At 54.8% G+C, this 22,616-nt stretch carries 19 protein-coding genes; 16 read left to right on the top strand and 3 right to left on the bottom strand.

What is annotated here, in order from left to right:
• The first annotated feature begins 46 nt into the window (after window positions 1–46).
• The 11 genes from nusA to WHS46_11665 all read left to right on the top strand — a co-directional run bounded on the left by nusA (window position 47) and on the right by WHS46_11665 (window position 12,969).
• The gene (nusA, locus tag WHS46_11715; protein MEJ5349342.1) at window positions 47–1,393 is read left to right on the top strand and encodes a transcription termination factor NusA; all 1,347 of its coding nucleotides are present in this window, start codon (window positions 47–49) and stop codon (window positions 1,391–1,393) included.
• Window positions 1,394–1,776: 383 nt separating this feature from the next.
• Window positions 1,777–4,701, top strand: coding sequence for a translation initiation factor IF-2 (gene infB, locus WHS46_11710; GenBank protein MEJ5349341.1), 2,925 nt, complete (start codon window positions 1,777–1,779; stop codon window positions 4,699–4,701).
• A gap of 152 nt (window positions 4,702–4,853) precedes the next feature.
• On the top strand, window positions 4,854–5,156 hold the full coding sequence (locus WHS46_11705; GenBank protein MEJ5349340.1) for a DUF503 domain-containing protein: 303 nt from the start codon (window positions 4,854–4,856) through the stop codon (window positions 5,154–5,156).
• Window positions 5,157–5,176: 20 nt separating this feature from the next.
• Entirely contained in the window at window positions 5,177–5,524 is a 348-nt protein-coding gene (rbfA, locus tag WHS46_11700; GenBank protein ID MEJ5349339.1) for a 30S ribosome-binding factor RbfA, read from the top strand.
• Complete coding sequence (locus WHS46_11695; GenBank protein MEJ5349338.1) at window positions 5,487–6,560, top strand: bifunctional oligoribonuclease/PAP phosphatase NrnA; 1,074 nt, start codon at window positions 5,487–5,489, stop codon at window positions 6,558–6,560. Before rbfA ends, WHS46_11695 begins: the two co-directional genes overlap by 38 nt.
• Complete coding sequence (truB, locus tag WHS46_11690) at window positions 6,553–7,539, top strand: tRNA pseudouridine(55) synthase TruB (GenBank protein MEJ5349337.1); 987 nt, start codon at window positions 6,553–6,555, stop codon at window positions 7,537–7,539. Before WHS46_11695 ends, truB begins: the two co-directional genes overlap by 8 nt.
• Before the next feature lie 16 nt (window positions 7,540–7,555).
• Window positions 7,556–7,825 carry a 30S ribosomal protein S15 gene (gene rpsO / locus WHS46_11685; GenBank protein MEJ5349336.1) on the top strand — a complete coding sequence of 90 codons (270 nt, stop codon included), beginning with the start codon at window positions 7,556–7,558 and terminating at the stop codon, window positions 7,823–7,825.
• A 42-nt stretch (window positions 7,826–7,867) separates the two neighbouring features.
• Window positions 7,868–9,964, top strand: coding sequence for a polyribonucleotide nucleotidyltransferase (gene pnp / locus WHS46_11680; GenBank protein ID MEJ5349335.1), 2,097 nt, complete (start codon window positions 7,868–7,870; stop codon window positions 9,962–9,964).
• A gap of 10 nt (window positions 9,965–9,974) precedes the next feature.
• Complete coding sequence (locus tag WHS46_11675) at window positions 9,975–11,225, top strand: pitrilysin family protein (protein ID MEJ5349334.1); 1,251 nt, start codon at window positions 9,975–9,977, stop codon at window positions 11,223–11,225.
• On the top strand, window positions 11,222–12,022 hold the full coding sequence (locus WHS46_11670) for an MBL fold metallo-hydrolase (GenBank protein MEJ5349333.1): 801 nt from the start codon (window positions 11,222–11,224) through the stop codon (window positions 12,020–12,022). Before WHS46_11675 ends, WHS46_11670 begins: the two co-directional genes overlap by 4 nt.
• Window positions 12,023–12,033: 11 nt before the next feature.
• On the top strand, window positions 12,034–12,969 hold the full coding sequence (locus WHS46_11665; GenBank protein MEJ5349332.1) for a universal stress protein: 936 nt from the start codon (window positions 12,034–12,036) through the stop codon (window positions 12,967–12,969).
• 545 nt (window positions 12,970–13,514) lie between these two features.
• Here the strand turns inward: WHS46_11665 and WHS46_11660 are convergent.
• The 3 genes from WHS46_11660 to WHS46_11650 all read right to left on the bottom strand — a co-directional run bounded on the left by WHS46_11660 (window position 13,515) and on the right by WHS46_11650 (window position 15,986).
• Complete coding sequence (locus WHS46_11660; protein MEJ5349331.1) at window positions 13,515–13,817, bottom strand: nucleotidyl transferase AbiEii/AbiGii toxin family protein; 303 nt, start codon at window positions 13,815–13,817, stop codon at window positions 13,515–13,517.
• Between the two features lie 535 nt (window positions 13,818–14,352).
• On the bottom strand, window positions 14,353–14,691 hold the full coding sequence (locus tag WHS46_11655) for a P-II family nitrogen regulator (GenBank protein ID MEJ5349330.1): 339 nt from the start codon (window positions 14,689–14,691) through the stop codon (window positions 14,353–14,355).
• 80 nt (window positions 14,692–14,771) lie between these two features.
• Window positions 14,772–15,986, bottom strand: a complete 1,215-nt coding sequence (locus tag WHS46_11650) for an ammonium transporter (protein ID MEJ5349329.1) — start codon at window positions 15,984–15,986, stop codon at window positions 14,772–14,774.
• Between the two features lie 394 nt (window positions 15,987–16,380).
• Between WHS46_11650 and WHS46_11645 the strand changes: the two genes are divergently transcribed.
• The 5 genes from WHS46_11645 to WHS46_11625 all read left to right on the top strand — a co-directional run bounded on the left by WHS46_11645 (window position 16,381) and on the right by WHS46_11625 (window position 21,921).
• The gene (locus tag WHS46_11645) at window positions 16,381–16,707 is read left to right on the top strand and encodes a DUF2845 domain-containing protein (protein MEJ5349328.1); all 327 of its coding nucleotides are present in this window, start codon (window positions 16,381–16,383) and stop codon (window positions 16,705–16,707) included.
• 404 nt (window positions 16,708–17,111) lie between these two features.
• Window positions 17,112–18,821, top strand: a complete 1,710-nt coding sequence (gene hutU, locus WHS46_11640; GenBank protein ID MEJ5349327.1) for a urocanate hydratase — start codon at window positions 17,112–17,114, stop codon at window positions 18,819–18,821.
• A gap of 89 nt (window positions 18,822–18,910) precedes the next feature.
• A complete protein-coding gene (gene ftcD, locus WHS46_11635) occupies window positions 18,911–19,828 on the top strand; it encodes a glutamate formimidoyltransferase (protein ID MEJ5349326.1) in 918 nt (305 codons plus the stop codon).
• Window positions 19,825–21,072: an imidazolonepropionase gene (gene hutI / locus WHS46_11630; protein MEJ5349325.1), complete on the top strand. Its 1,248-nt coding sequence runs from the start codon at window positions 19,825–19,827 to the stop codon at window positions 21,070–21,072. The genes ftcD and hutI overlap by 4 nt, the downstream gene beginning before the upstream one ends.
• Before the next feature lie 216 nt (window positions 21,073–21,288).
• The gene (locus WHS46_11625; GenBank protein ID MEJ5349324.1) at window positions 21,289–21,921 is read left to right on the top strand and encodes a cyclodeaminase/cyclohydrolase family protein; all 633 of its coding nucleotides are present in this window, start codon (window positions 21,289–21,291) and stop codon (window positions 21,919–21,921) included.
• Window positions 21,922–22,616: the final 695 nt, after the last annotated feature.

The raw sequence follows: 22,616 nt of genomic DNA, 5'->3' as shown, positions 1-22,616 counted from the left end.
GACCGAATCCGGGACCGAAGAGAAGCACAGGAGGAGAAAGGGCATTATGGCCAGTGAATTGAAACGGTTGATCGATCAAGTCAGTCGAGAAAAAGGGATCGATCGTGCCGTGTTGATAGAAACCCTGGTCGAAGCGGTCAAGTCGGCCATCAAGAAGCGCTACGGGTCCAAGATTGACGTAGAGGTAACCTATAACGACGAGTTTGGAGAAATGGAAGCCTTTACGTTCAAAGAAGTGGTTGAAGAAGTCGAGGATCCGGAAAAGCAGATTTCACTGGAACAGGCTCGAAACCTGGACCCGGAATCGGAAATCGGCGATGAACTAGGCATCCGCATGGACACGGACACCCTTGGCCGCATCGCAGCGCAATCGGCCAAACAGGTGATTATTCAAAAGATGAAGGATGCCGAAAGGGAAGCCACGTACGAAGAATACAAGGACCGAAAACGCGAAATCGTCACGGGGATTGTCCAAAAGGTGGATCGTTCCGGCATCATCGTGAATCTAGGTCGCGCCGAAGCCGTTTTACCGGTCAAAGAACAGATTCCTCGCGAAGTGTACCGGCAGGGGGATCGCATTCGTGCCTATATTTTGGATGTGAAAAAGATCAGCAAGGGCCCGCAGATCGTCCTGAGCCGCACGCATCCGGATTTTTTGATTCAGCTCTTTCGCCTTGAAGTGCCTGAAGTCAGCGACGGAACGGTGAGTATTTTGGCCGCGGCACGCGAGCCTGGATCCCGAGCCAAGATCGCCGTGGTGTCCAAGGATTCGGACGTGGATCCCGTCGGTGCCTGTGTGGGCATGAAGGGATCCAGGGTTCAGGCGGTGGTACAGGAACTGCGTGGAGAAAAGATCGATATCGTCCCCTGGAACATGGATCCGGCCAAGTTTGTGGTGAACGCTTTGGCTCCGGCCATTATCACCAAGGTCATCATCGATCAGGCCAATCGAAGCATGGAAGTCATTGTGCCTGATGATCAGCTGTCCCTGGCCATCGGCCGTCGAGGTCAGAATGTGAGGCTGGCATCGCGAATCACGGGCTGGCATATCGACGTGAAAAGCGAATCCCGCTATGAACGTCAAAAGCAAGCCGGCTACCAGGCTCTGCTGCACATCGATAACTTGTCGGAAGAAATGGCCGACAAGCTCTATGAAGCGGGCATCACTTCCCTGAACGAGTTTTGTGAAGCGGGAATCGATGAGTTGGAGACTCTGACCGGCCTTTCCGCGTCAGCTCTGGAAGCCATGCAGTCCCAGGCTCGATCCCTGTTGGAAAGCGCTGGAGAGCTGGAAGTCGAGGAGAATGAGCTTGATGAAGACGAAAACCATGCCGGGGAGGAAGGGGAAAGTGAAGAGCCCGAATCCGAAGAACACATGAAACCGGTGGAATAAGAGTGCCTCGCCAAGGACACACGCCATATCGAACATGCATCGTGTGCCGGTCCAAGCGACCCAAGGAAGACCTTGTGCGGCTTGTTTTGGACGAACAGTGCCTGGTGATCCATGATCGAAAACAACGTCTGCCGGGACGCGGTGCCTATGCGTGTGCTTCGTGTCTTAAGCACGTTGTGAAAGGCAAAGCACTCTTTCGCGCTTTTCGAGGCCGGCTACGGGGAGTGTCCCCATCCTTGATGAGGCAAATGTCTACTCTTCTCAAGGATTTGACGGGCTGCGAAACCACGGAGGATCGATCGTTATGTGTGCGTAATACCCAAACACGTCCGCGGTTTAAGTCCGGGGACACGGCCGTTGAAGATTTCTAGGGGGTTTTTTCCATGGCACGAATGAGGGTGCACGAACTAGCCAAAGAGTTGGATATGAATAGTAAGGATCTCCTTGAGAGGATCCTCAAGATGGGGATCTCCGTAAAAAACCATATGAGCACCTTGAGTGAATCGGCCATCGCCAAGATTCGGGAGCACCTCCAAGGAGATGGGACCAAACGGGTGGAAGAAAAAAGGATCGGCCGACAAGTAATTCGACGACGGAAAAAGGCTGAAGCCGAGGAGCCCGTGGAGGTCGAAATGCCGGAAACGGCGGAAGAGCTCGAAGCCATGGAGGAAGAGGCTCAGGCCCCGCCCCGAGACGTCGAGGTCGAAGAACCTGTTGCGCCCATAGCCGAGGTTGAGGAACCGGCCCTGCCGCCGGCCGTGGAACCACCGCCTTCTGCCCCGCCGGCCGTCGAAGTCTTCAGAGAGGACGAACCTACTACCGCACTGCAGCCTGAACCCACGATCGAGCTCTCTCAAGAAGAGGAGCCGAGAACGGCTCTTACCGAACCCGTGGTTCAAGAGCCTGAGGAGGCCGAAGCCGGCCCTGAAGAGGGGACCGTGGAGTCGGTCTCGGTCCAAGAGCCTGTTGAGCCGGTCTCATCCTTTGAGCCAGCGGTTTCGGAACGGACACCGGCTCCAGAAGAACCGGTAGAGCAAGCGCCTCTCGCCGAACATGAAACATCGGCACGAATCATTTCTCGACCTGAACCTTCACCTGTTGTTGAAAAGCGTCAGGTCCTCGAGCCTCTGCCGGAAGAAGCGGAAGAAGACGAGAAAGGTAAGAAAAAGAAAGCGAAAAGGCGCCGTCGTAAACGCCGAAAAGACGAACCCGCTCGTATCATCAGTCTTCCAGAAGTCATTCCAGTTGAACCGGAAGAAGAACCTGACGTTCCTCCGACAGTGGTGCGCTTTATTCCAGAACAGGAAATCACACGGGAACCTCTACGTAAAAAACGCCTTCGTCCGGACGAGGAACCTTCGGTTGCCGAAAAAAAGCTGCGCAAAGGCCGCAAAGAAGTCGTCGGGCGTGAAGACCTTTACAGCAAAAAAGAACTACGGGCTCAGGACGAACGAGGCAAAGCCGGCCTGCCACGTGAAGACACCGGGGCGCAAAAGCCTTTGGTAACCGTGCCCAAGGCCATCAAGCGCCGTATCCGCATTGATGAAGCCATCACCGTGGCCAATCTGGCCAAACAGATGGGCGTCAAGGCCACGGAAATCATCAAAAAACTGCTTGCTCTCGGCCTTCCCGCCAACATCAATCAAGCCATCGACTTTGACGCAGCGGCTCTGGTGGCTTCGGAATTCAATTACGAAGTGGAAAAAGCCGGATTCGAAGAAGAAGATATTCTCCATTCGACCGAAGATCGCCCGGAAGATCTTAAGCCACGCCCGCCCGTCGTTACCGTCATGGGTCATGTGGACCACGGCAAAACATCGCTTCTGGACGCCATTCGCCACACCAAGGTTATCGACGAAGAAGCCGGAGGTATCACTCAGCATATCGGCGCCTATTTCGTGGAACTGGACGGAAGACATATCACCTTTCTGGATACACCGGGCCATGAAGCCTTTACGGCGATGCGCGCTCGAGGTGCCAAAGTGACGGATATCGTCATTTTGGTGGTCGCGGCCGATGACGGCGTCATGCAACAAACCGTCGAAGCCATCAACCATGCCAAGGCCGCCGGGGTACCTATCATGGTGGCCATTAACAAGATCGACAAACCGAATGCCAACCCGGATCGCGTCAAACGGGAATTGTCCGAACATGGTCTTCTGCCTGAAGAATGGGGCGGTGATGTGACAATGGTGGAAATTTCCGCCAAGAAAAAGATCGGTATCGAAGATCTTCTGGAAATGGTCCTGCTTCAGGCCGAACTCATGGAACTCAAGGCCAACCCCGACAAGCCGGCTCGAGGCCGTGTCATTGAGGCCAAGTTGGACAAAGGTCGAGGTCCCGTCGCAACGATTCTGGTTCAGGAAGGAACCCTTCGGGAAGGGGACGCCTATGTGTGCGGCACCTACTCCGGCCGCGTGCGCAGCATGTTCAATGACAAGGGCCAGAGAATCACGGCCGCAGGGCCGTCGGTTCCCGTAGAGGTGCTGGGGCTTTCCGGAGTGCCCAATGCCGGGGATGATTTCGTGGTGCTGGCCGATGAAAAACAGGCCAAGCTGGTCGCTGAACATCGGCAGATGAGGGCCAGAGAAAAAGAGCTGTCTCGCACCACCAAAGTGACTTTGGAGAAGCTCTATGAACAGATTCGAGACGGCCAAATCAAAGAAATCAACGTCATTCTCAAAACCGACGTCCAGGGGTCCCTGGAAGCCATTCGGGATTCCTTGGTGAAACTCTCTACTCCCGAAGTGAAGGTCTCTCTTATCCATGCAGGCACCGGCGCCATTTCCGAAAGCGATGTCATGCTCGCCTCGGCTTCCAACGCCATCATCATTGGATTCAATGTCCGTGCCGATGCCAAAGCCCAGGAACTGGCCGAACAAGAAAAAGTGAGCATCCGGTATTATGACGTGATCTACCAGATCCTGGACGACATCAAGGACGCCATGGTGGGCCTACTGGAACCTCAGTACGAAGAACGAATTCTGGGGCGAGCCGAAGTGCGCCAGACCTTTCATATTTCACGGATCGGGACCGTAGCGGGCTGCTATGTCACCGACGGGAAAGTTGAACGTAACGCCAAGGTCCGCCTCATTCGAGACGGTGTGGTGGTCTGGGACGGTAAGATCTCGTCCCTGAAAAGATTCAAGGATGATGCACGGGAAGTCAAAGCTGGTTTTGAATGCGGTTTGACCATTGAAAACTTTAACGACATCAAGGTGGGAGATTTGTTGGAAGTCTACCACATGGTGGAAGTGGCTCCGGTGCTGGAAACCAAGCCGCCTCAAGAGGATCGGCCTCAGCCATAGGCGGCCCGCCATGGCCTGAGGTATCGGCGGGTCTGTGCCGTGAAAGCGCAACCCTTTGCGCCGTCCCAGGCGGGGGCAGTTATCTCGATGAAAAAAAGGTGGCAGCACCGGCCGAAGTTGAATGGTTGCCGTTGAAAGTGTGAGTGAGCACCATGAAGGAGACCACGGTCAGCGTGGGTGTGGCCCGGGTCACATTTCGGCTTCACGGAAACGATTCCCTAAAGGGAAAGCGCAAGATCGTCAAAAGCCTTATTGAAAAAAGCCGGCATCGGTTTCCCATTGCCATTGCGGAGGTGGATGACCTGGACCGCTATCAAAGGGCGACGTTGGGCATAGCTGTCATCGGCAACGATGCACGCCTGCTGAATTCCATTCTGGATAAAGTGGTGGATTTTATGGTGGGCATGGGGATTGCCGATTTGGAAAGTCATCATATCGAAATGATCCCGCTTTAACAGGGGACACTGGAAAGACGATGCAATACAAAAGATCGGACCGTGTCGCGGATCTTCTGCAGCGTACCGTCGCCGAAATTCTTCTGCGACGTGTTCGGGATCCTCGACTGGCCAAGTTGACCGTGACGGGCGTAGAAGTAAGCGCCGATCTTCGGTACGCCAAGATCTACTACTGCTTTGTGGGGACAGTCGAAGAACGCCCGGAAGTGGCTCGAGCCTTGGAAAAGGCTCGCCCCTTTATTCGTCGCGAAATCGGCCGGCGTGTGGAACTTCGTTATGTGCCGGACATTCAATTCTTTTTTGACGCCTCTTTTGATTACGGAGAAAAAATTGAACGGCTGCTTCACCGAATCCATGAAGAATCCTGAAAGTTACGGTGAGTGTTCACGCACGGTGTTGCACGAAGAAACCTTTGAGCAGGCCGCTAAGGCTCAAACATTGGCTTCTCTGAAACAGGTGATCCACCAAGGTCGGCGTTTTGCGGTGGCAACCCATGTACGCCCTGACGGGGATGCCGTGGGATCCCTTTTAGCGATGGCCACCATGCTGCGGCTTTTAGGGAAAACCGTCGACACCTATTGCCAAGACCCGCCGCCTTCGGGCCATGATTTCCTTGCGGGCGTCGAAGAGATTCATCATACCTGGAACGCCGTCGCAGACTACGACACGGCCATTTTGGTAGATTGCGGTGAGTTCAATCGGGTCGGCACGGTGCTGGCGGATGCTCTGTCTCGAATTCCCATCCTGGTCAATATTGATCATCACATCACAGAGGATCCCTTCGGGAACGTGGCCTGGGTGGATCCCAAGGCCAGCAGCACCTGCGAACTCCTTTACGATCTTGCGGTTTTTCTGAGGGTGCCGATCACTCCGGAACTGGCTTCCCAGCTTTATACCGGCATTCTTACAGACACCGGATCCTTTCGGTTTTCCAACACAACCCGCAGAGTGCTGGAGATCGCCACGGAACTCGTCGGTCATGGAGCTCGGCCCGCTTTTATTGCGGCTCAGATTTACGATTCCGGATCCCCTCAAAGATTACGCCTGCTGGCCCAAGTCCTTCTCACCGTCTCTTTTGAAGCCGACAATCGGCTGGCGACGGCTGAACTAAGCCGGGCCATGTTTCGTGAAACGGGAGCGACTCGATCGGATGCGGAAAGTTTTATCAATCATCTGCGCAGCGTCCGCTCCGTGCTCATGGCCGCTCTGTTTCGCGAGGAAGAGGACGGAACCGTGCATGTGAGTCTCAGATCCAAGGACCCTGTGGATGTGGCGGCTTTTGCACGCCGTTACGGCGGCGGCGGACATCGCCATGCGTCGGCCTTTCGCACACGAGGAACCTTGTCCCAAGTGCGGGCTTCGGTGACGCAAGCCGCTTTGGAGTATTTAGACAGTCATGCCTGAAACGCTGCCGACGTCCATGGATCCCTCGAAGCGTTCGCAACAAAGGAAGGCTTCAGCTTCTGTGCACGGCATCCTTTTGGTGGACAAGCCCGAAGGATGGACCTCGCATCAGGTAGTGGACACGTTGCGTCGCCGCCTAGGTGTTTCCAAAATGGGGCATACGGGCACCTTGGATCCCTTCGCCACAGGACTTCTGGTCCTTTGCCTCGGCGAAGCCACTCGCATCGCCGATCTCCTCACTCTCACCGACAAGCACTACATTTTCCGCATGCGCTTGGGTGTGGAAACGGACACCTTTGACCCCACAGGTCAAGTGACCCACATCTATGAAGGTCCGCCCATCCCCCCCGAACGTGTGCGGGAAGTTGCGGCCCTCATGGTGGGACCCTCCATGCAACGGGTCCCTCGTTATGCGGCCGTCAAGGTGCAAGGACGACGACTCTATGAATGGACTCGGGCCGGCCACCAAGTGGAAACACCTTCGCGAGGCGTGCACATCTACGCTTTGCATGTCCTGGATGCCTCCTGGCCTGAAATCACCTGCAGTGTGCACTGTTCCAAAGGAACTTACGTTCGACAATTGGCCGCGGACATAGGAAGCCGCCTCGGCTGCGGCGCTCATGTCTCGGCACTGCGTCGAACGCAAAATGGACCGTTTTCGGTCCATGACGCCCTGCCTTTGGACACTTTGGAAAGGATGGCTCACGATCGAGAGTGGATGCGCCATGTCATTCCTCTGCATGCGGCCCTTTCCCATCTGCCTGCTTTGGTCGTGACGGATTCTGCCATTCGAAACCGGTTGCGCCACGGCCATCTGCCTGAAGCCTGGCTGGATTCACAAGCGGTGGTTGCGGAAGGACACAGCGGACCCGTACGTCTTATGGGTCCCGACAACGAGCTGCTGGCCCTGTGGTGGCCCGTGACCGATCCTGGCCAACGACGTCTGAAGGTTTTTCAATCATCGCACAATTTCATCTAGACAAAGGAGGATACCCGTGGTTCTCACCCCAGAAAGGAAAAAAGAAATCATCGACACTTTCAAGATTCATCCCAGCGATACGGGATCACCCGAGGTGCAAATCGCTTTGCTCAGTGAACGGATCAATTATTTGACCGAGCATTTCAAGGTGCATAAAAAGGATCATCATTCTCGGCGCGGTCTGCTCAAGCTGGTCGGCCAGCGACGACAGTTGCTCAATTATTTGAAACGCAAGAACATCGATCGGTATCATACTCTGATCGAGCGCTTGGGGCTGCGCCGTTAAGACGGATGCGGATCAACCCCGGAAAAGATGAGGAAGACATCTATGAAGAAAACGGTTCAGGTTGAGGTGGGCGGACGCCCCCTCATTTTCGAAACGGGCCATGCGGTCCGTCAAGCCAGCGGAGCGGTCTTTGTCCGCTACGGGGACACAGTGGTCATGGTCGCCGCCGTCAAAGAAGATCGCGTCCGTGAAGGTATCGATTTCGTGCCGCTCATGGTGGAATACCAGGAAATGAGCTACGCGGCGGGCCGGATTCCAGGCGGCTTTTTTCGAAGGGAAATCGGTAGACCCAGCGAAAAGGAAACCCTTACGTCCAGATTGATCGACCGCCCCATTCGGCCTCTGTTTCCAAAAGGTTTCGCTTATGAAACCCAGGTGATCGCCACGGTACTTTCCGTGGATCAGGAAAACGAACCGGACGTGGTCGCTTTAACGGGAGCTTCAGCCGCCTTGCACCTTTCGGCCATTCCCTTTGCAGGACCTGTGGCCGCCGTGCGTGTCGGGCGTGTAAACGGGCAGCTGATCATCAACCCCAGTGCCGTCCAACTGGAACGCAGTGATTTGAACATGGTGGTGGCCGGCAGCCGGGACGCCGTGGTTATGGTGGAAGGCGGCGCTCAGTTCATTCCCGAAGCGGACATTTTGGAAGCCATCGACGCGGCGCATCAAGCTATTCTGCCTATTTTGGACGCTCAGGACGAGTTGCGACGTCTTGCAGGACTGCCCAAGGAAGACATTGTGGAACCGGTCGTGCCTTTCGAGCTGGAACAGGCGGTTCGAGAAACCGTCGGCGACGGCATGCGCGAAGCCATGACCACCGCCGACAAGATGAAGCGTCGGGACAAGAAGAAAGCTCTTCATCAGACCGTGCTGGCCGTCATGGCGGAAAAGTTTCCCGGCTCGGAAAAGGACGTGGAACGAGTCCTGGAAAAGCTGGAAAAGGAAACGGTGCGCCGTATGATGGTACAGGAACGTCGCCGTATCGACGGGCGGGCCTTTGATGAAATTCGTCCCATCAGCATTGAAGTAGGGCTTCTGCCACGGACTCACGGATCGGCCATGTTCCGTCGTGGTGAAACCCAGGTGCTGGCCGTGACCACCTTGGGCTCTTCCAGCGATGAGCAAAAGATTGAAGCCCTTACCGGAGAATCCTTCAAGTCTTTTATGCTCCATTACAATTTTCCGCCCTATTCGGTAGGTGAAGTGCGCCCTTTGCGGGGACCAGGCCGACGGGAAATCGGACACGGAGCTCTGGCGGAACGGGCCGTGAAACCTATTTTGCCTTCCAACGGCACTTTTCCTTACACCATTCGAGTGGTCTGTGAAGTGCTGGAATCCAACGGCAGCAGTTCCATGGCCAGCGTGTGCGGTGCCTGCTTGTCTCTCATGGATGCCGGAGTCCCCGTGCAGGACATGGTGGCCGGTATCGCCATGGGTCTAGTGAAAGAAGGGGAAGATTTTCTGATCCTCTCCGATATCCTCGGCGATGAGGATCACCTGGGGGACATGGACTTCAAGGTGACCGGAAACGAGAAAGGTGTGACCGCCATCCAAATGGACGTTAAAATTGCGGGGATCAGCCGTGAGATCATGACGCGGGCTTTGGAGCAAGCCCGGCAAGGACGCCTGTTTATCTTGTCCAAAATGCGGGAAGTGATGAGCGCCCCTCGACCGGAACTGTCCCCTTATGCGCCGCGCATGGAAGTCATTCACATCAACCCGGAAAAAATCCGCGATGTCATCGGCCCGGGCGGCAAGGTCATTCGAGGAATCGTGGCCGAAACCGGAGCCAAGATCGATGTGGAAGACTCAGGACGCGTGGTCATCATGAGTCCGGACAAGGAGGCATGCCAAAAGGCCATCGACAAGATTCGAGGACTCACCATGGAACCCGAAATCGGGCAAGTCTATATGGCTCGGGTCACCAAGGTGACGGACTTCGGCGCCTTTGCCGAAATCCTTCCGCACACGGAAGGTCTGATTCATATTTCTCAATTGGACCACAAACGGGTTCAAAGAGTCACCGACGTTGTTAAGGAAGGTGATGAGGTGTTGGTGAAAGTCATCGACATCGATCGTGAAGGCCGTATTCGACTCAGCCGTAAGGCCGTGCTGGGTAATCCGGAACAACGCAAATAAAGAGGCCGCGTTGGTTCAAAAAACGCAGTTATCCAACGGTGTTCGTATCCTGACCGAAAAGATGCCAGGAGTCTATACCGTCTCTACGGGCATCTGGGTCAACGTGGGGTCTCGGGACGAAGAGCCCCACGAACAAGGAATCACTCATTTTATTGAACACATGCTCTTTAAAGGCACGGCACAACGCTCCGCCCTGGACATCGCCAAAGCGCTGGACGCGGTCGGAGGGTTCGCCAATGCCTTCACATCCAAAGAAAATCTATGTCTTCATGCCAAGGTTTTGGACACCCACCTGAACCTGGTGGTGGATGTGCTCATGGACATCTTTCTTCATTCCTTGTTCGCCGAGGAAGAAATTGAAAAGGAACGCCAGGTTGTGGTTCAGGAAATCAACATGATCGAAGATTCTCCCGAAGACCTGATCCACATTCTCTTTCAGCAAAACTTCTGGAAAGATCATCCTCTGGGCGCACCCATCTACGGCACCGAAGAATCTGTTCTGGCCCTGGACCGTTCCAAAATTCTCGGTTTTCTCGGCAGACGATTCGCTCCGCAAGCCGTCCTTATCGCCGCAGCGGGCAACGTGGACCATAACGCCTTTGTGGACTTGGTCGCCCCGCATGTGGAATCCCTGAACCATGCCCGCCAGGCTCCGCACCGGCATCCACCCCGTGTGTTTGCGCATCGAACACTCCTGCCCAAGGATCTGGAACAAGTTCACATTTGCTTGGGATTTCCAGGATGTTCCCAGTTGGATCCTCAGCGTTTCGCCTGCCATGTGCTTAATGTGGTTCTCGGAAACAGCATGAGCAGCCGCCTGTTTCAGGAAGTGCGGGAAAAACGGGGTCTTGCCTATTCCATCTACTCTTTTGTCAACAGCCATGAAGACACAGGCCTGATGGGCGTCTACGCCGCCGTGGCTCCTGAGGATGTGGACGAGACTCTGCACGTCATCACAACGGAAATGGAAGCCATCCGCCGCGATTCCATTTCAGTGTCGGAACTGGCCGCCGCCAAAGAACACCTTAAAGGAAGCATCTACTTGAACGCCGAAAGCACTGATGCGCGCATGAACCGCCTGGCCAAGAACGAATTCGTTTTCGGGCGTCATGTGCCTTTGAAGGAAGTGGAAGAGGCGATCGATGCCGTCACGGTGGATGATGTGCGGGAATGGTTTCGCGAACATTATCAAAGGGAACATACCGCCGTGATGCTTCTGGGACCCGTGAAAGATGATACGGGTTCGATGGCGGCGGCGTGAGTGTCAAGGCCATGGCTTTAGTGTTTCAAGTCCTTGCCAGTGGATCCAAAGGCAACGCCGTCTATGTGGCCAGTCCGGGAACGGCGTTGCTTCTGGATGCGGGTTTGAGCGCCAGGGAAATGGTGCGACGCCTGGAAAACGTCGGTCTGCCTCCACGGCGCTTGGCCGGCGTCCTGATCACTCACGAACACAGTGACCATATTCGTGGAGCGGGAGTCTTCAGCCGACGTTTCGACCTTCCTGTTTATCTAACGCAAGCCACCTTGGAAGGTCTGCCCAGTCAGTTGGGTGAATTGGCAGGGGTGCATATTATCCATTCAGGTCGTCTTTTCAACGTCGGGGACCTGACCGTTCTTCCTTTTTCTCTTTCCCACGATGCCGCGGATCCCGTCGGCTATATCATCGAACACGATGGATGCCGGCTGGCCGTCTGTACCGACTGCGGCACGGCCACCCAATTGGTACGTACGCGCCTTCAACACTGCCATGGCTTGATCGTGGAAGCCAATCATGATGTGGATCGTCTCAAACATGGTCCCTATCCCTGGCATCTCAAACAAAGGATCCGAAGCCGTCACGGGCATCTGAGCAACGAAGAATGCTGCGATCTTTTGCAGGATGTGCATCATCAGAACCTGCAGGTGGTCGTCATGGCTCATTTGAGCGAAATCAACAATCACCCGAAACTGGTCGAAGACACCCGTCTGCAGCGGCTGCATGGAGAACAATGGCATCATGTGCGCTTTCTTATCGCCGCTCAGGACCGGGCAACCCCGTTATGCGAACTGAGCCCCTGAGGAGGCCCTTCATGGCTGCAACACCCAAAGCTTTTCTCCTGCCTATCGACGATACGGAAGAATCCCTTCGACCTATTCGTTTTCTGACCGAACTGTATCATGACCGCTCTGAAATCAGTCTTACCATTCATTACCTGATGCCAGCTCTTCCTCCCGTGTATGCCGAAGGACGCCTGAGTCCCGCTCAGGTGGCTAAAAAGAAAGAATTTCTCAAGGAACGCGAGGAAGCGGCTCTAAAAGCGTGCGCTCGAGCCAAGCGAGTGCTTATTGAATCGGGATTCAGCGAAGACATTATTCATGAACTGATGCAGGAAAAAGAACTGAGCGTCGCCCATCATGCCTGTCGTCTCGCCGACATCAAACGCGTGGACGCTGTTCTGTTTCCAAAACAATCCAGTAGCCGCCTGGAAGGGTTTCTTAAAGGCGATCACACTTCTGCACTCCTGCATCACTGCCTGGTCAGCCCTATTTGGTTTGTGGACAATCCGGTGGACACTTCCCGTGCGGTCGTGTGCGTCTCCGAACACGCTGCGTCGGTTCGAGCCTTGGATCATGCTCTGTTCATGCTGGAACACACGGCAACCCGGATCGATGTGGTCCATTTTTCCAAAAGACTCTCCAAAAGGATTGTCTCCCAAGGCCGGGAACCTACAACGGAAATGAACCGATGGGTAGCCGATCAGCCTAAAGGAGTCCGCGAAAACTATGCTCAAGCCCTGGAAATGATTGCTCAGAGCAATCTCCCTTCGGACCGGCTTCGCCTTGTGGCCGCTCCCATGTCCGGTAAGGTAGCTTCGGATATTCTCGCCTATTGTGCTGAACAACGTGCCGGCATCGTGGTGCTGGGCCACGGGGGTTCCGAAGGCACCTGGGGGTTTCTGAGAAGTTCCGTGACGAAGAAAATCCTCGCAGACTTTCAGCATCAAGCTGTCTGGGTGAACCAGTAAGAAGGCGGCTTGACCGGCAAGAAAATGCAAGCCGCGGTCATGCATGGGCTTGGAGCTTGCCTGAAAATGACCTTGCCCCGTGAGCGCGGGCAGACCGCCCGCACAAACGGCGGGCCGAAGGCCCACGCTCCTGGAAGAACCCACCATTCACATATGGGCCGAGGCGGCGCCTCGCCCCTTACCGTGCCCCACCATGCATACCCAAATGGCATGGAATGGCTTATTCGGGACTTCCGCTTTCAAAAGACCGCACCTTGCCTCATGCCAAAGGAAGCATCTCCAATCCCCGAGGCGAAAAAGCTACTTGTTCTCTGGCTCATCTCTTAAAGTTCTTTTCGAGCAGGGTCGGCCGAGAGCGCACAATGTCCGCCTTAGCGAAAAAACAGCCTTATCCGCTGAGACCTTCGCAGGGTCATAGTGCAAAACAAAGGCTGGATCGAGAATGTCAGAACCTTCAACTCTGAAGCCCTGGAAAAAACCTTTTTCGCCCCTATCTCCACAGGAGTCTCGAGACGAAGAGCGCGTCCCTCAAAACGCTGTTCTTTCTATCCTTGGCTCGTCAAAATGGGAGCGACGATAAAATCTATTTCCCCATCAGGCAAACGCAGCTTGAGAAAGGAGGATTGTTCGTCGTAGCCGTCGCACACGGCGGCAACGGCATCATTCGGGCGCGGCGACAAGTAGGTAAGGTATTGTACGTTTTGAATAAAAATATCTATGTTCTTGCTGATTCGATGGTCGTAACGAAGCATCAACGCCGTTCCACCCCCGAGGCTCCAGAAAGGCTCAGGGTATTGAGGAAGACTGTCTAAACATTGTAGGGCGCTACGGAGAAGCTTCTTACAGATCTAGTCGTTCACCCAACCACTCCTCAACCAGGGGGTTTGGAGTCCGTGGGTTTCACATATTTCAGATAGCACTGCAAAGCTTTATTAGACGAAATACCATGGTGCCTTAGGAACCGATCTAAAACATCCAAAGAAACTTCAGTAAAAAGAGCTACCAAATGGGCTCGATCACGCTCTGCTGCTTGCCCTCCTGAAGCACCACGATCAAATCCTTCTCGGAAATGTGCACAGGCAAAGAGGCATGAACGGTGCTTAAAACCATGAGGTCAGGGCTGGTCGTTGACGAAGTGCCCATGAGTAAAAATACCCAGAATAAATTCGGTCGCCGTTTGGCTTTTAACGGATCGGAATTCAAAATGAAAGCAAGACAAGTAATGAGCAACGGTCAATCATTGTAGGGCGGACACGCAGGTCCGCCCCTACAGGTGTCGGCTTGGATGCAAAGGAATGCGCCCCCATAGATGTTGGCTGTAATACAAAGGAATGTCTCCCCGCATGTGTTGGCTGGGATGCGAAGGAATGTCGTTCACGAATGTCAAATGGCGGTTTCGCCGCGTTCTCCTGTACGGATTCGAATGACTTGAGTGAGAGGATACACGAAAATCTTACCGTCTCCGATCTTTCCCGTGCAGGCGGCTTTCTGAATCGTTCCCACCACTTCTTCTGTTCGGGATTCCGGGACCACCGTTTCCACCTTGATCTTGGGCTGAAATTCCACAAGATACTCGGCGCCGCGATAGATTTCTCGGTGTCCTTTTTGCCTGCCAAATCCTCGCACTTCCGTCACCGTCAAGCCTGCGATGCCGATAGTGTTTAAAGCTTCCTTGACCTGTTCCAAAACAAACGGTTTGATAATGGCTTCAATTTTAACCATGACCGAGTCCTTTCTTCGCGACAGACCTTTTCGACATAGGGCGTTGTAAACGAACGCTTTGAAGCGCCCCTTTGAGGATGTTAAAGCACGTAGCCGGTTTCGCTGTGCTGGGACAGATCCAATCCCTGAACCTCTTCTTCATCGGGCACGCGAAGTCCTGTAACAGCTCCCGTCAGCTTGAGCAAAATCCAGGATACCACAAAAGAGTAGAAAACGGCGGCAAAGGCCCCGACGGCCTGGATCCAAAGCTGTGTGGTATTGCCGTAAAAAAGGCCGTCGACTCCTGCGGCATTGTAGGACGTGGTGGCAAAAAGTCCCGTGGCCAAAGCTCCCCAGAGTCCCCCGACACCGTGAATGCCTACCACGTCCAAGGCATCATCGTAACCGAGCTTTTCCTTGGCCAGAACCCCACCATAGCAGACAAATCCGGCCACAAGACCGATGACGACACCGGCCATGGGAGCGACAAAACCAGCGGCCGGGGTTATGGCCACCAGTCCCGCCACGGCTCCGGAAACGGCACCCAATGTGGTGGGTTTTCCAATCTTGATCCATTCCGCGGTGATCCAAGCCACCGCGGCGGCTCCGGTCGCCACCTGCGTGTTGAAAAAAGCCACCGCCGCCACAGACCCGGCCGTAAGCGCACTCCCCGCGTTGAACCCAAACCACCCGAACCACAGCAATCCGGCACCTAGGACCGTCAAAGGCAGACTATGAGGCTGAAACGGTTCCTTGCGGTACCCACGCCGTTTTCCCACCACGAAAGCGGCTGCCAGCGCGGCAGATCCCGAATTGATATGAATCACGGTTCCACCTGCAAAATCCAAGGCTCCTAGGCCGCCAAGCCATCCGCCTCCCCAGACCCAATGGCATACGGGAAAATACACAAGAAGCGTCCACAAAACCGTGAAGAGAAGAAATCCCGAAAATTTCATGCGCTCCGCAAAGGCTCCCGTGATCAGTGCCGGAGTGATGATGGCGAACATGAGCTGAAAAGCCGAAAACAGCAAATGAGGAATGGTCTGCGCATAGGGACCGGGATCCAATCCCACCGATCGCAGAAAAACCCATTCCAAGCCTCCGATGATTCCCCCTTTGTCGGGTCCAAAAGCCAAACTGTAGCCGCACACCACCCAAAGAATGGATATCACGCCAAGGCAGATAAAGCTTTGCATCATGGTGGCCAAAACGTTTTTGGAACGCACCAACCCCCCGTAAAAAAGGGCTAACCCCGGAGTCATAAGCATCACCAGAGCCGTCGCCAAAAGCATGAATGCCGTATCCCCGCTGTCCATCTTTTTCCTTCTCCTTCCATTTGTGAGTCTTCTCCAAAAAAACAATTATCCCTTGGCCGTTGCCTATCATTCGCTTAGGCAAGGTTCGCGCCATAGGAATCGTAGGAAAGCATGGATACGTGTTTGCAGGTCATTTGGAGTCATATGGAGCGCCCAAGAGACCATCTTTGGTGACAAATTTGTTCCACCATAGTCTTCGATGCTTGGTTTCGGCGTGTCTTTTCGGAACAAACAGGCGTTTTGAAGGCTGCTCGGGAGCGAAACAAAATTGTGCATACCTTCAAAGAGGGTTATGATGGGCTTGATTTCTGCATGGAGTGTGAAGGCAGGGATGGAGTGTTCGATGAAGAACATTGGGGATGAGCAGGAACCGTGGAGCGGGAAAGGAGCGACGATGAGATGGTGGGCCTTGCTGGTGGTCTTAGGGTTCGGGCTTTGGCATGGAGCGGCAACGACGCAGGCTCAAACGTCCCTGTCGTCGCTTCGGTGCGGTTCGCGGCTGGTGCGTCTTGGAGAAACCAAAGGGGATGTGATCGTCAAGTGCGGTCCCCCCCTTTATCAACAGCACGTGGGAGAAAAGATCCTTCGCACCCCCTATGGGTATGAAAAGATTGTGGTGGAGGAATGGGTTTATAATTTCGGCCCCATGGATTTTATGCATAGATTGCGTTTTGAAGGAGGCCGCCTTGCGGAAATCCACCGCGGGGAACGCGGCCACTAAAAGGCCCACGCAAAGAGCCGGGAAACTTCTTTTAGAGCAGGACAAGTTTCCTCCCTTGGTTCTTTAGAGGGTCAGGCTCAAAGGTCTCTGTCGTTGAGTCTTTGTAACCGGCTGTCCTCTTGAGAGAAATTTTTCGGCACATCTGCGAAGGCAGCTGTTGGATTAGCCCAAAAACTCATCCAGCAGGATTGTGTGATGGGTGTGAAGACTCTCTTTCCAAAAACGCCCCTACCGCTGAATTTAGTTTACGAACAAGCCTATCCTATAAACAAACAAGCCGTACCTTGCCGTGGTTAAGGAAAAGAACCCGGACCTTGCGGACTGGGAGCAACTCGTTGCCGCGGCCACGTCAATGATACGCTCTGGTCGCGATTCAAAAGCCCCTGGTAGGAGGATAAAGAAAAATGAGTCTTACACCGAAAGAAAAATTACTCCGGGAGCTGCAGATCGGCTGCGGTGTGCCACGTCCGGTTCGAGCTCCTCGGGGTTCTCAGTTGCATTGCAAAGGCTGGCATCAGGAAGCGGCTCTCCGTATGCTCTGTAACAACCTGGATCCGGAAACAGGAGAAAAGCCGGAAGAACTCATCGTCTACGGAGGCACCGGCAAAGCGGCCCGCAATTGGGCGTGCTTTGATGCCATCGTTCAAGCCCTGCTGGATCTGGAAAACGATGAAACCTTGCTGGTGCAGTCGGGAAAAGCCGTGGGGATCGTCAAAACCTTCCCGACCTCACCTCGTGTCCTAATCGCCAACGCCAATCTGGTTCCCGCCTGGGCCACTTGGGACTATTTCCACGAACTGGAAGCCAAGGGACTCATCATGTTCGGTCAAATGACCGCCGGCTCCTGGATTTACATCGGCACTCAAGGCATTCTTCAAGGAACCTACGAAACCTTTGCCGCATTGGCGCAAAAGCATTTCGGTGGTTCTCTGGCGGGCAAGATCACCGTGACCGGAGGTCTCGGGGGCATGGGCGGTGCGCAGCCTTTGGCGGTCACCATGAACGAGGGCGTGGCCATTTGCGTGGAAGTGGATCGGCGTCGCATTCAACGGCGTTTGGAGACCCGCTATCTGGACGTGTCGGTAAAAGACCTGAACGAAGCCATTGTCATGGCGCGCCAAGCAGCGGAAGCCAAAAGTGCCCTTTCCATCGGTCTTTGGGGAAACTGCGCCGAGGTCTTACCCAAGATGTTGGAGATGGGCTTTATTCCTGATGTGGTTACAGACCAAACCAGTGCCCATGACGAATTGAACGGGTACGTGCCGGCGGGACTTCCTTACGAAGAAGCTTTAGCTTTGCGCCAAAAAGACCCTAAGCGCTACATCGACATGGCCATGGATTCCATGGCGGTCCATTGCCGAGCCATTCTGGACATGATGCATCGAGGGGCCGTCGCTTTCGATTACGGCAATAACTTGCGGGGTCAGGCCTTCAAGCGCGGTGTGAAAAACGCCTTCGATTTTCCAGGATTCGTGCCCGCTTATATTCGCCCTCTTTTTTGCGAAGGTGAAGGCCCTTTTCGGTGGGTCGCCCTTTCTGGAGATCCCCAAGACATCGTCGTCACCGATCATGCTCTGATGGAAGCTTTTCCCGAAAAAACGCGAATGGTGCGCTGGTTACAGATGGCTGAAGCTCGCGTGGCGCATATGGGACTGCCGGCACGCATCTGTTGGCTGGGTTACGGAGAACGGGACAAGGCCGGAAGGATTTTTAACAATTTGGTACGCCAAGGCGCGGTCAAAGCCCCTATTGTCATCGGTCGCGACCATTTGGATTGCGGTTCTGTGGCCTCTCCTAACCGAGAAACCGAAGCCATGAAAGACGGATCCGATGCCATCGCCGACTGGCCCGTGCTCAACGCTCTGGTTAACACGGCTTCTGGAGCCAGCTGGGTCAGTTTTCATCATGGAGGCGGCGTGGGGATCGGCTATGCGTTGCATGCAGGTCAGGTCACCGTAGCCGACGGCACCGACGAAGGAGAATTGCGGGTGACCACGGTGCTTCGAAATGATCCGGCCACAGGAATCATGCGCCACGCGGATGCCGGATACGAACGCGCCATAGACGTGGCCAGGGAACGTGGCGTCAAAATTCCCATGCTGCCTTTCAGGTAGCACCTGTAAATCAACATTCTTCTGTAGGGGGGACCGATGTCTCCGCCCCTACGAATTTCAATGTGCAAAGCTTGTAAGAAAGGCCGCCTATGACGCCATGGATTGAGTGTGTACCCAACTTCAGCGAAGGACGCCGTCCTGAAATCATCGAAGCCATCGTGGCCCCGTTTCGCGAACGCCGAGGTTGCGTGCTGTTGGATTACCGAGCCGACCCCGACCACAATCGGCTGGTGGTCAGTCTTGCCGGAACACCAGGCCCCATCCAGGAAGCCTTGCTCGAATCCACAAGGGCGGCCATCACCCACATCGACCTGAATCGGCATCAAGGCGCCCATCCACGCATTGGGGCTGTGGACGTCATCCCGTTTATCCCTCTGCGCCATATCTCCATGGAAGAATGCGTAACCTTGGCCCGCGATTTCGGCCGACGATTCTGGCAGGAAACCGGTATCCCTGTTTATTTCTACGAAGAAGCGGCCCTTCGCCCGGAGCGGTCGCGCTTGGAAGTGATTCGCCGAGGCCAATACGAAGGTTTGAAAAAAGAGATCGAAAACCCCGAACGACACCCGGACGTGGGCGAACCAAGGCTTCATCCCACGGCAGGCGCTACCGTCATCGGAGCTCGAAAGTTCCTGGTGGCTTTCAACGTGAACCTTGGTACCACCGATGTGCGTGTCGCCAAAGAAATTGCCAAGACAATACGCGCTTCCAGTGGAGGTCTAGGCTATGTCAAGGCAATCGGCCTGGCGTTGGAAGAACGAGGGCTTGTCCAAGTCAGTCTTAACGTGACCGATTGCGAAAAAAACACTCTTTATCGAATCACGGAATTTATCCGCATGGAAGCCAAGCGCTGGGGGGTCCCCGTGGTGGAAACGGAAGTTTACGGCATGGTTCCCGCCGCGGCTCTTATGGACAGCACCGCCTATTACCTACAGATTAGAGATTTTACTCCCGCTCAGGTCATTGAGCTCAAGTTACTGGAGATGCTTGAAGGTGACCTGCCATGATCACCAAGCTTTTTCGAAACGCCGCCATTCACACACCGGTGGATACCGGAAAACCCAAAGCAGGACCCGACCAAGGCATGCTGCGCGTGGTGGACCGAGGGGCTTTGCTGTGCCGGAACGGAATCATTGAAGCCGTGGGGCCTGAAGATGCGGTCATGAAGGGGCTGAATCCACGTCACTTGGACATTGAAGTGGATCTCCAGGGGCGCTGTGTCATTCCTGGCTTTGTGGACCCGCATACTCATCTGTGTTTCGTGGCGCCACGGGAACGTGAATTCTCCATGAGGCTACAGGGCGTGGAATACCTGGAGATCCTCAGGCAAGGAGGAGGTATTCTTTCTACGGTGAAATCGGTTCGGGAAACGGATGAGGGAGCCCTTTTCGAGGCTACTCGGCGAAGAGCTCTCGCCGCCTTGCGTCTGGGCACCACGACCATGGAAATCAAAAGCGGTTATGGGCTTGAGACCGCAACGGAACTGAAAATGCTTCGCGTCATCCAACGCCTGGGCCGTGAAACTCCGCTGGATGTGGTCGCCACCTTCTTGGGGGCTCATGCCGTTCCGGAAGAATACCGGGACCGGCCGGACGCTTACGTGGACCTGGTCATTGAAGAAATGATACCCCAGGTGGTACACCAGGGAATCGCTAGGTTTTGCGATGTGTTCTGTGAAAAGGGCGTCTTTTCTGTGGAACAGGCGCGACGTATTTTGCAAGCGGCTCAAAAGGCTGGTCTTGGAGCCAAGTTGCATGCCGATGAGGTGCACGACCTGGGGGGTGCCGGATTGGCGGCGGAACTGGGAGCGGTTTCGGCGGAACATTTATTGGCATCCAGTGAGGAAAACCTTAGAGCTATGGCTCGGTCGGGAACCATCGCCGTGGTTCTTCCGGCAACCGCCTACAGCCTGCGTAAACCCTTCGCGAAAGCACGTACCATGATGGATCTGGAAGTGCCCGTGGCGCTGGCCACCGATGCTAACCCTGGATCTTCGTACACGGAATCCATGCCTTTTGTGTTCGGCCTCGCTGTGCTCTTGATGGGCTTTAGCGTCCAAGAAGCCTTGACAGCGGCGACTTTGAACGCCGCCTATGCTTTGGGAGCGGCGCCGCGGGTGGGAAGCCTGGATGTGGGAAAACAGGCGGATTTTCTTGTCCTTGATGGGGAAACGCCGGCCATTGTCGCCTTTCATGCCGGATCCAATCCCGTGCTGGAAGTCTACAAAAAAGGCGAAAGACACATGCCGTAGAAATTTCGTCAAGAAATTACCAGGAACGCTTCGGCTCAGGCCGTTTTTTTAGGGGTGATCAAGGCGAAGTGTGTATGGCTCTCATGGGACCGAAGCTCGGTCTTTTGCTGAAAGCAGCGCGTCCCGCCCGCGGAGGGAGCGGGCCAAGGGCTCGGGATCTCATGGAAAAATGTGTCCACCGACCCATTCGACCCACGATGATGAGGGAGTGCATGAATGATTAAGGACCTAAACCGGTTGACCGTCGCGGAGTTTCTTGAAGAACTAGCTTCTTCGAAGCCTGTTCCCGGAGGGGGCAGTGTGGCGGCCTTGGCCGGAGCCCTGGCTGCGGCCCTCACGACCATGGTGGCCCGGCTTACTTTGGCCAAAGAAAAGTTTCGAGATCGTCATCCCCTCATGGCGGCCGTAGAAAAAAAAGCCGAAAAACATCGGGCGGCGTTCCAGGTGCTTATGCAACAGGACACCGAAGCCTATCAGGCGGTTGTGGAAAGTATTCGGCTGCCTCGAAACACGGAAGAAGAGCGGGATCGGCGTGATGCGGCCATGCAGCATGCCTTTCGGGAGGCGGCTCGAGTGCCCCTGGAAACGCTTTTGACTCTGGACCGGATGATGGAAGATGCCCTGGAAGCGGTTCAATCCGGAAACCCCAGTGCCGTCAGCGACGCCGGAGCCGCCGTACAGATGATTTCAGCGGCTGCAAGGATTGCCGCCTATAATGTTTGGATCAACCTAAGTTCCATTCAGGATGTCGCATTCCGAAAAGATGTCGAACAGAAAGTGCAGGCTGCGTTGGATCGTGTTCAAGCCCGTGCAGCCCAATGCCATGACGAACTGAGAAGAACCCTGTAGAACGTATCACTATGCCCGCCAGAAATTCACAAATCTGCGGGGCAGACACACATCGTTCCGCCCCTGGATAAAATTCGGATACCCGCATCGAAATGCCGACCACGGCAAGACCTTTGTCTACGGCGACGAGGAGATCATGGTAGAGGCATAGGCTAAGAATTTTGGTCCCATGGATTGTGTGCACACTTTGCGGTTTGAAGAGGGACGCCTTGCGGCCATGCGCCGGTGGGCCCCAAACCAAGGGCAGCCACATAGAAGAGATTCCAGCCGTGGCGTTAGAAAGCTCACCTTCCGTTTTTCTCAAAGAAAGGGAGAAAGTTGTTCCCCATGGGCACTTTCCCCCGTGCTTGTTGAGTTCGGGTTGACTCCATCTTTTCTACTCTCCTGAATCCGTGAGGTGTGGGGGAGCGAGCTAAGGTGTGGGCGTGGTGACCCTGTTTTGAGCAGTTGGCGATGCCCTGTTTCTGCTAATCGCCCGAGTCATCGACTCACCAGTGGCAGAAAAGTGGTCATGTCTGGGATCATTGAGCTGTTTTCGGGCATACCTCACCCCCGTTCAACGTGAACATAGAATAGGTCCAGGCTGTTGCAACGACTCCCATTTACCTCAAGCTGGGCAAAATTTGAGAAAGACGCTCCGAAACGCTTGAAAGGCGGGACAATGCCGACCAAACTGGAGCTTCAGCCGACGACCG

This window comes from Desulfosoma sp., assembly GCA_037481875.1.
Classification (GTDB): Bacteria; Desulfobacterota; Syntrophobacteria; order Syntrophobacterales; family DSM-9756; genus Desulfosoma.
Note: the sequence above shows the minus strand (reverse complement) of the source record. Positions and strands in the feature narration are given on the sequence as shown.

What these genes read in the sequence shown, in the direction of transcription:
- hutU (MEJ5349327.1), top strand. Translation starts at nt 17,112, where the DNA reads ATGAGTCTTACACCGAAAGAAAAATTACTCCGGGAGCTGCAGATCGGC.
- ftcD (MEJ5349326.1), top strand. Translation starts at nt 18,911, where the DNA reads ATGACGCCATGGATTGAGTGTGTACCCAACTTCAGCGAAGGACGCCGT.
- WHS46_11705 (MEJ5349340.1), top strand. Translation starts at nt 4,854, where the DNA reads ATGAAGGAGACCACGGTCAGCGTGGGTGTGGCCCGGGTCACATTTCGG.
- truB (MEJ5349337.1), top strand. Translation starts at nt 6,553, where the DNA reads ATGCCTGAAACGCTGCCGACGTCCATGGATCCCTCGAAGCGTTCGCAA.
- pnp (MEJ5349335.1), top strand. Translation starts at nt 7,868, where the DNA reads ATGAAGAAAACGGTTCAGGTTGAGGTGGGCGGACGCCCCCTCATTTTC.
- WHS46_11625 (MEJ5349324.1), top strand. Translation starts at nt 21,289, where the DNA reads ATGATTAAGGACCTAAACCGGTTGACCGTCGCGGAGTTTCTTGAAGAA.
- WHS46_11650 (MEJ5349329.1), bottom strand. Translation starts at nt 15,986, where the DNA reads ATGGACAGCGGGGATACGGCATTCATGCTTTTGGCGACGGCTCTGGTG.
- infB (MEJ5349341.1), top strand. Translation starts at nt 1,777, where the DNA reads ATGGCACGAATGAGGGTGCACGAACTAGCCAAAGAGTTGGATATGAAT.
- WHS46_11645 (MEJ5349328.1), top strand. Translation starts at nt 16,381, where the DNA reads ATGAGATGGTGGGCCTTGCTGGTGGTCTTAGGGTTCGGGCTTTGGCAT.
- WHS46_11665 (MEJ5349332.1), top strand. Translation starts at nt 12,034, where the DNA reads ATGGCTGCAACACCCAAAGCTTTTCTCCTGCCTATCGACGATACGGAA.
- hutI (MEJ5349325.1), top strand. Translation starts at nt 19,825, where the DNA reads ATGATCACCAAGCTTTTTCGAAACGCCGCCATTCACACACCGGTGGAT.
- rbfA (MEJ5349339.1), top strand. Translation starts at nt 5,177, where the DNA reads ATGCAATACAAAAGATCGGACCGTGTCGCGGATCTTCTGCAGCGTACC.
- WHS46_11655 (MEJ5349330.1), bottom strand. Translation starts at nt 14,691, where the DNA reads ATGGTTAAAATTGAAGCCATTATCAAACCGTTTGTTTTGGAACAGGTC.
- nusA (MEJ5349342.1), top strand. Translation starts at nt 47, where the DNA reads ATGGCCAGTGAATTGAAACGGTTGATCGATCAAGTCAGTCGAGAAAAA.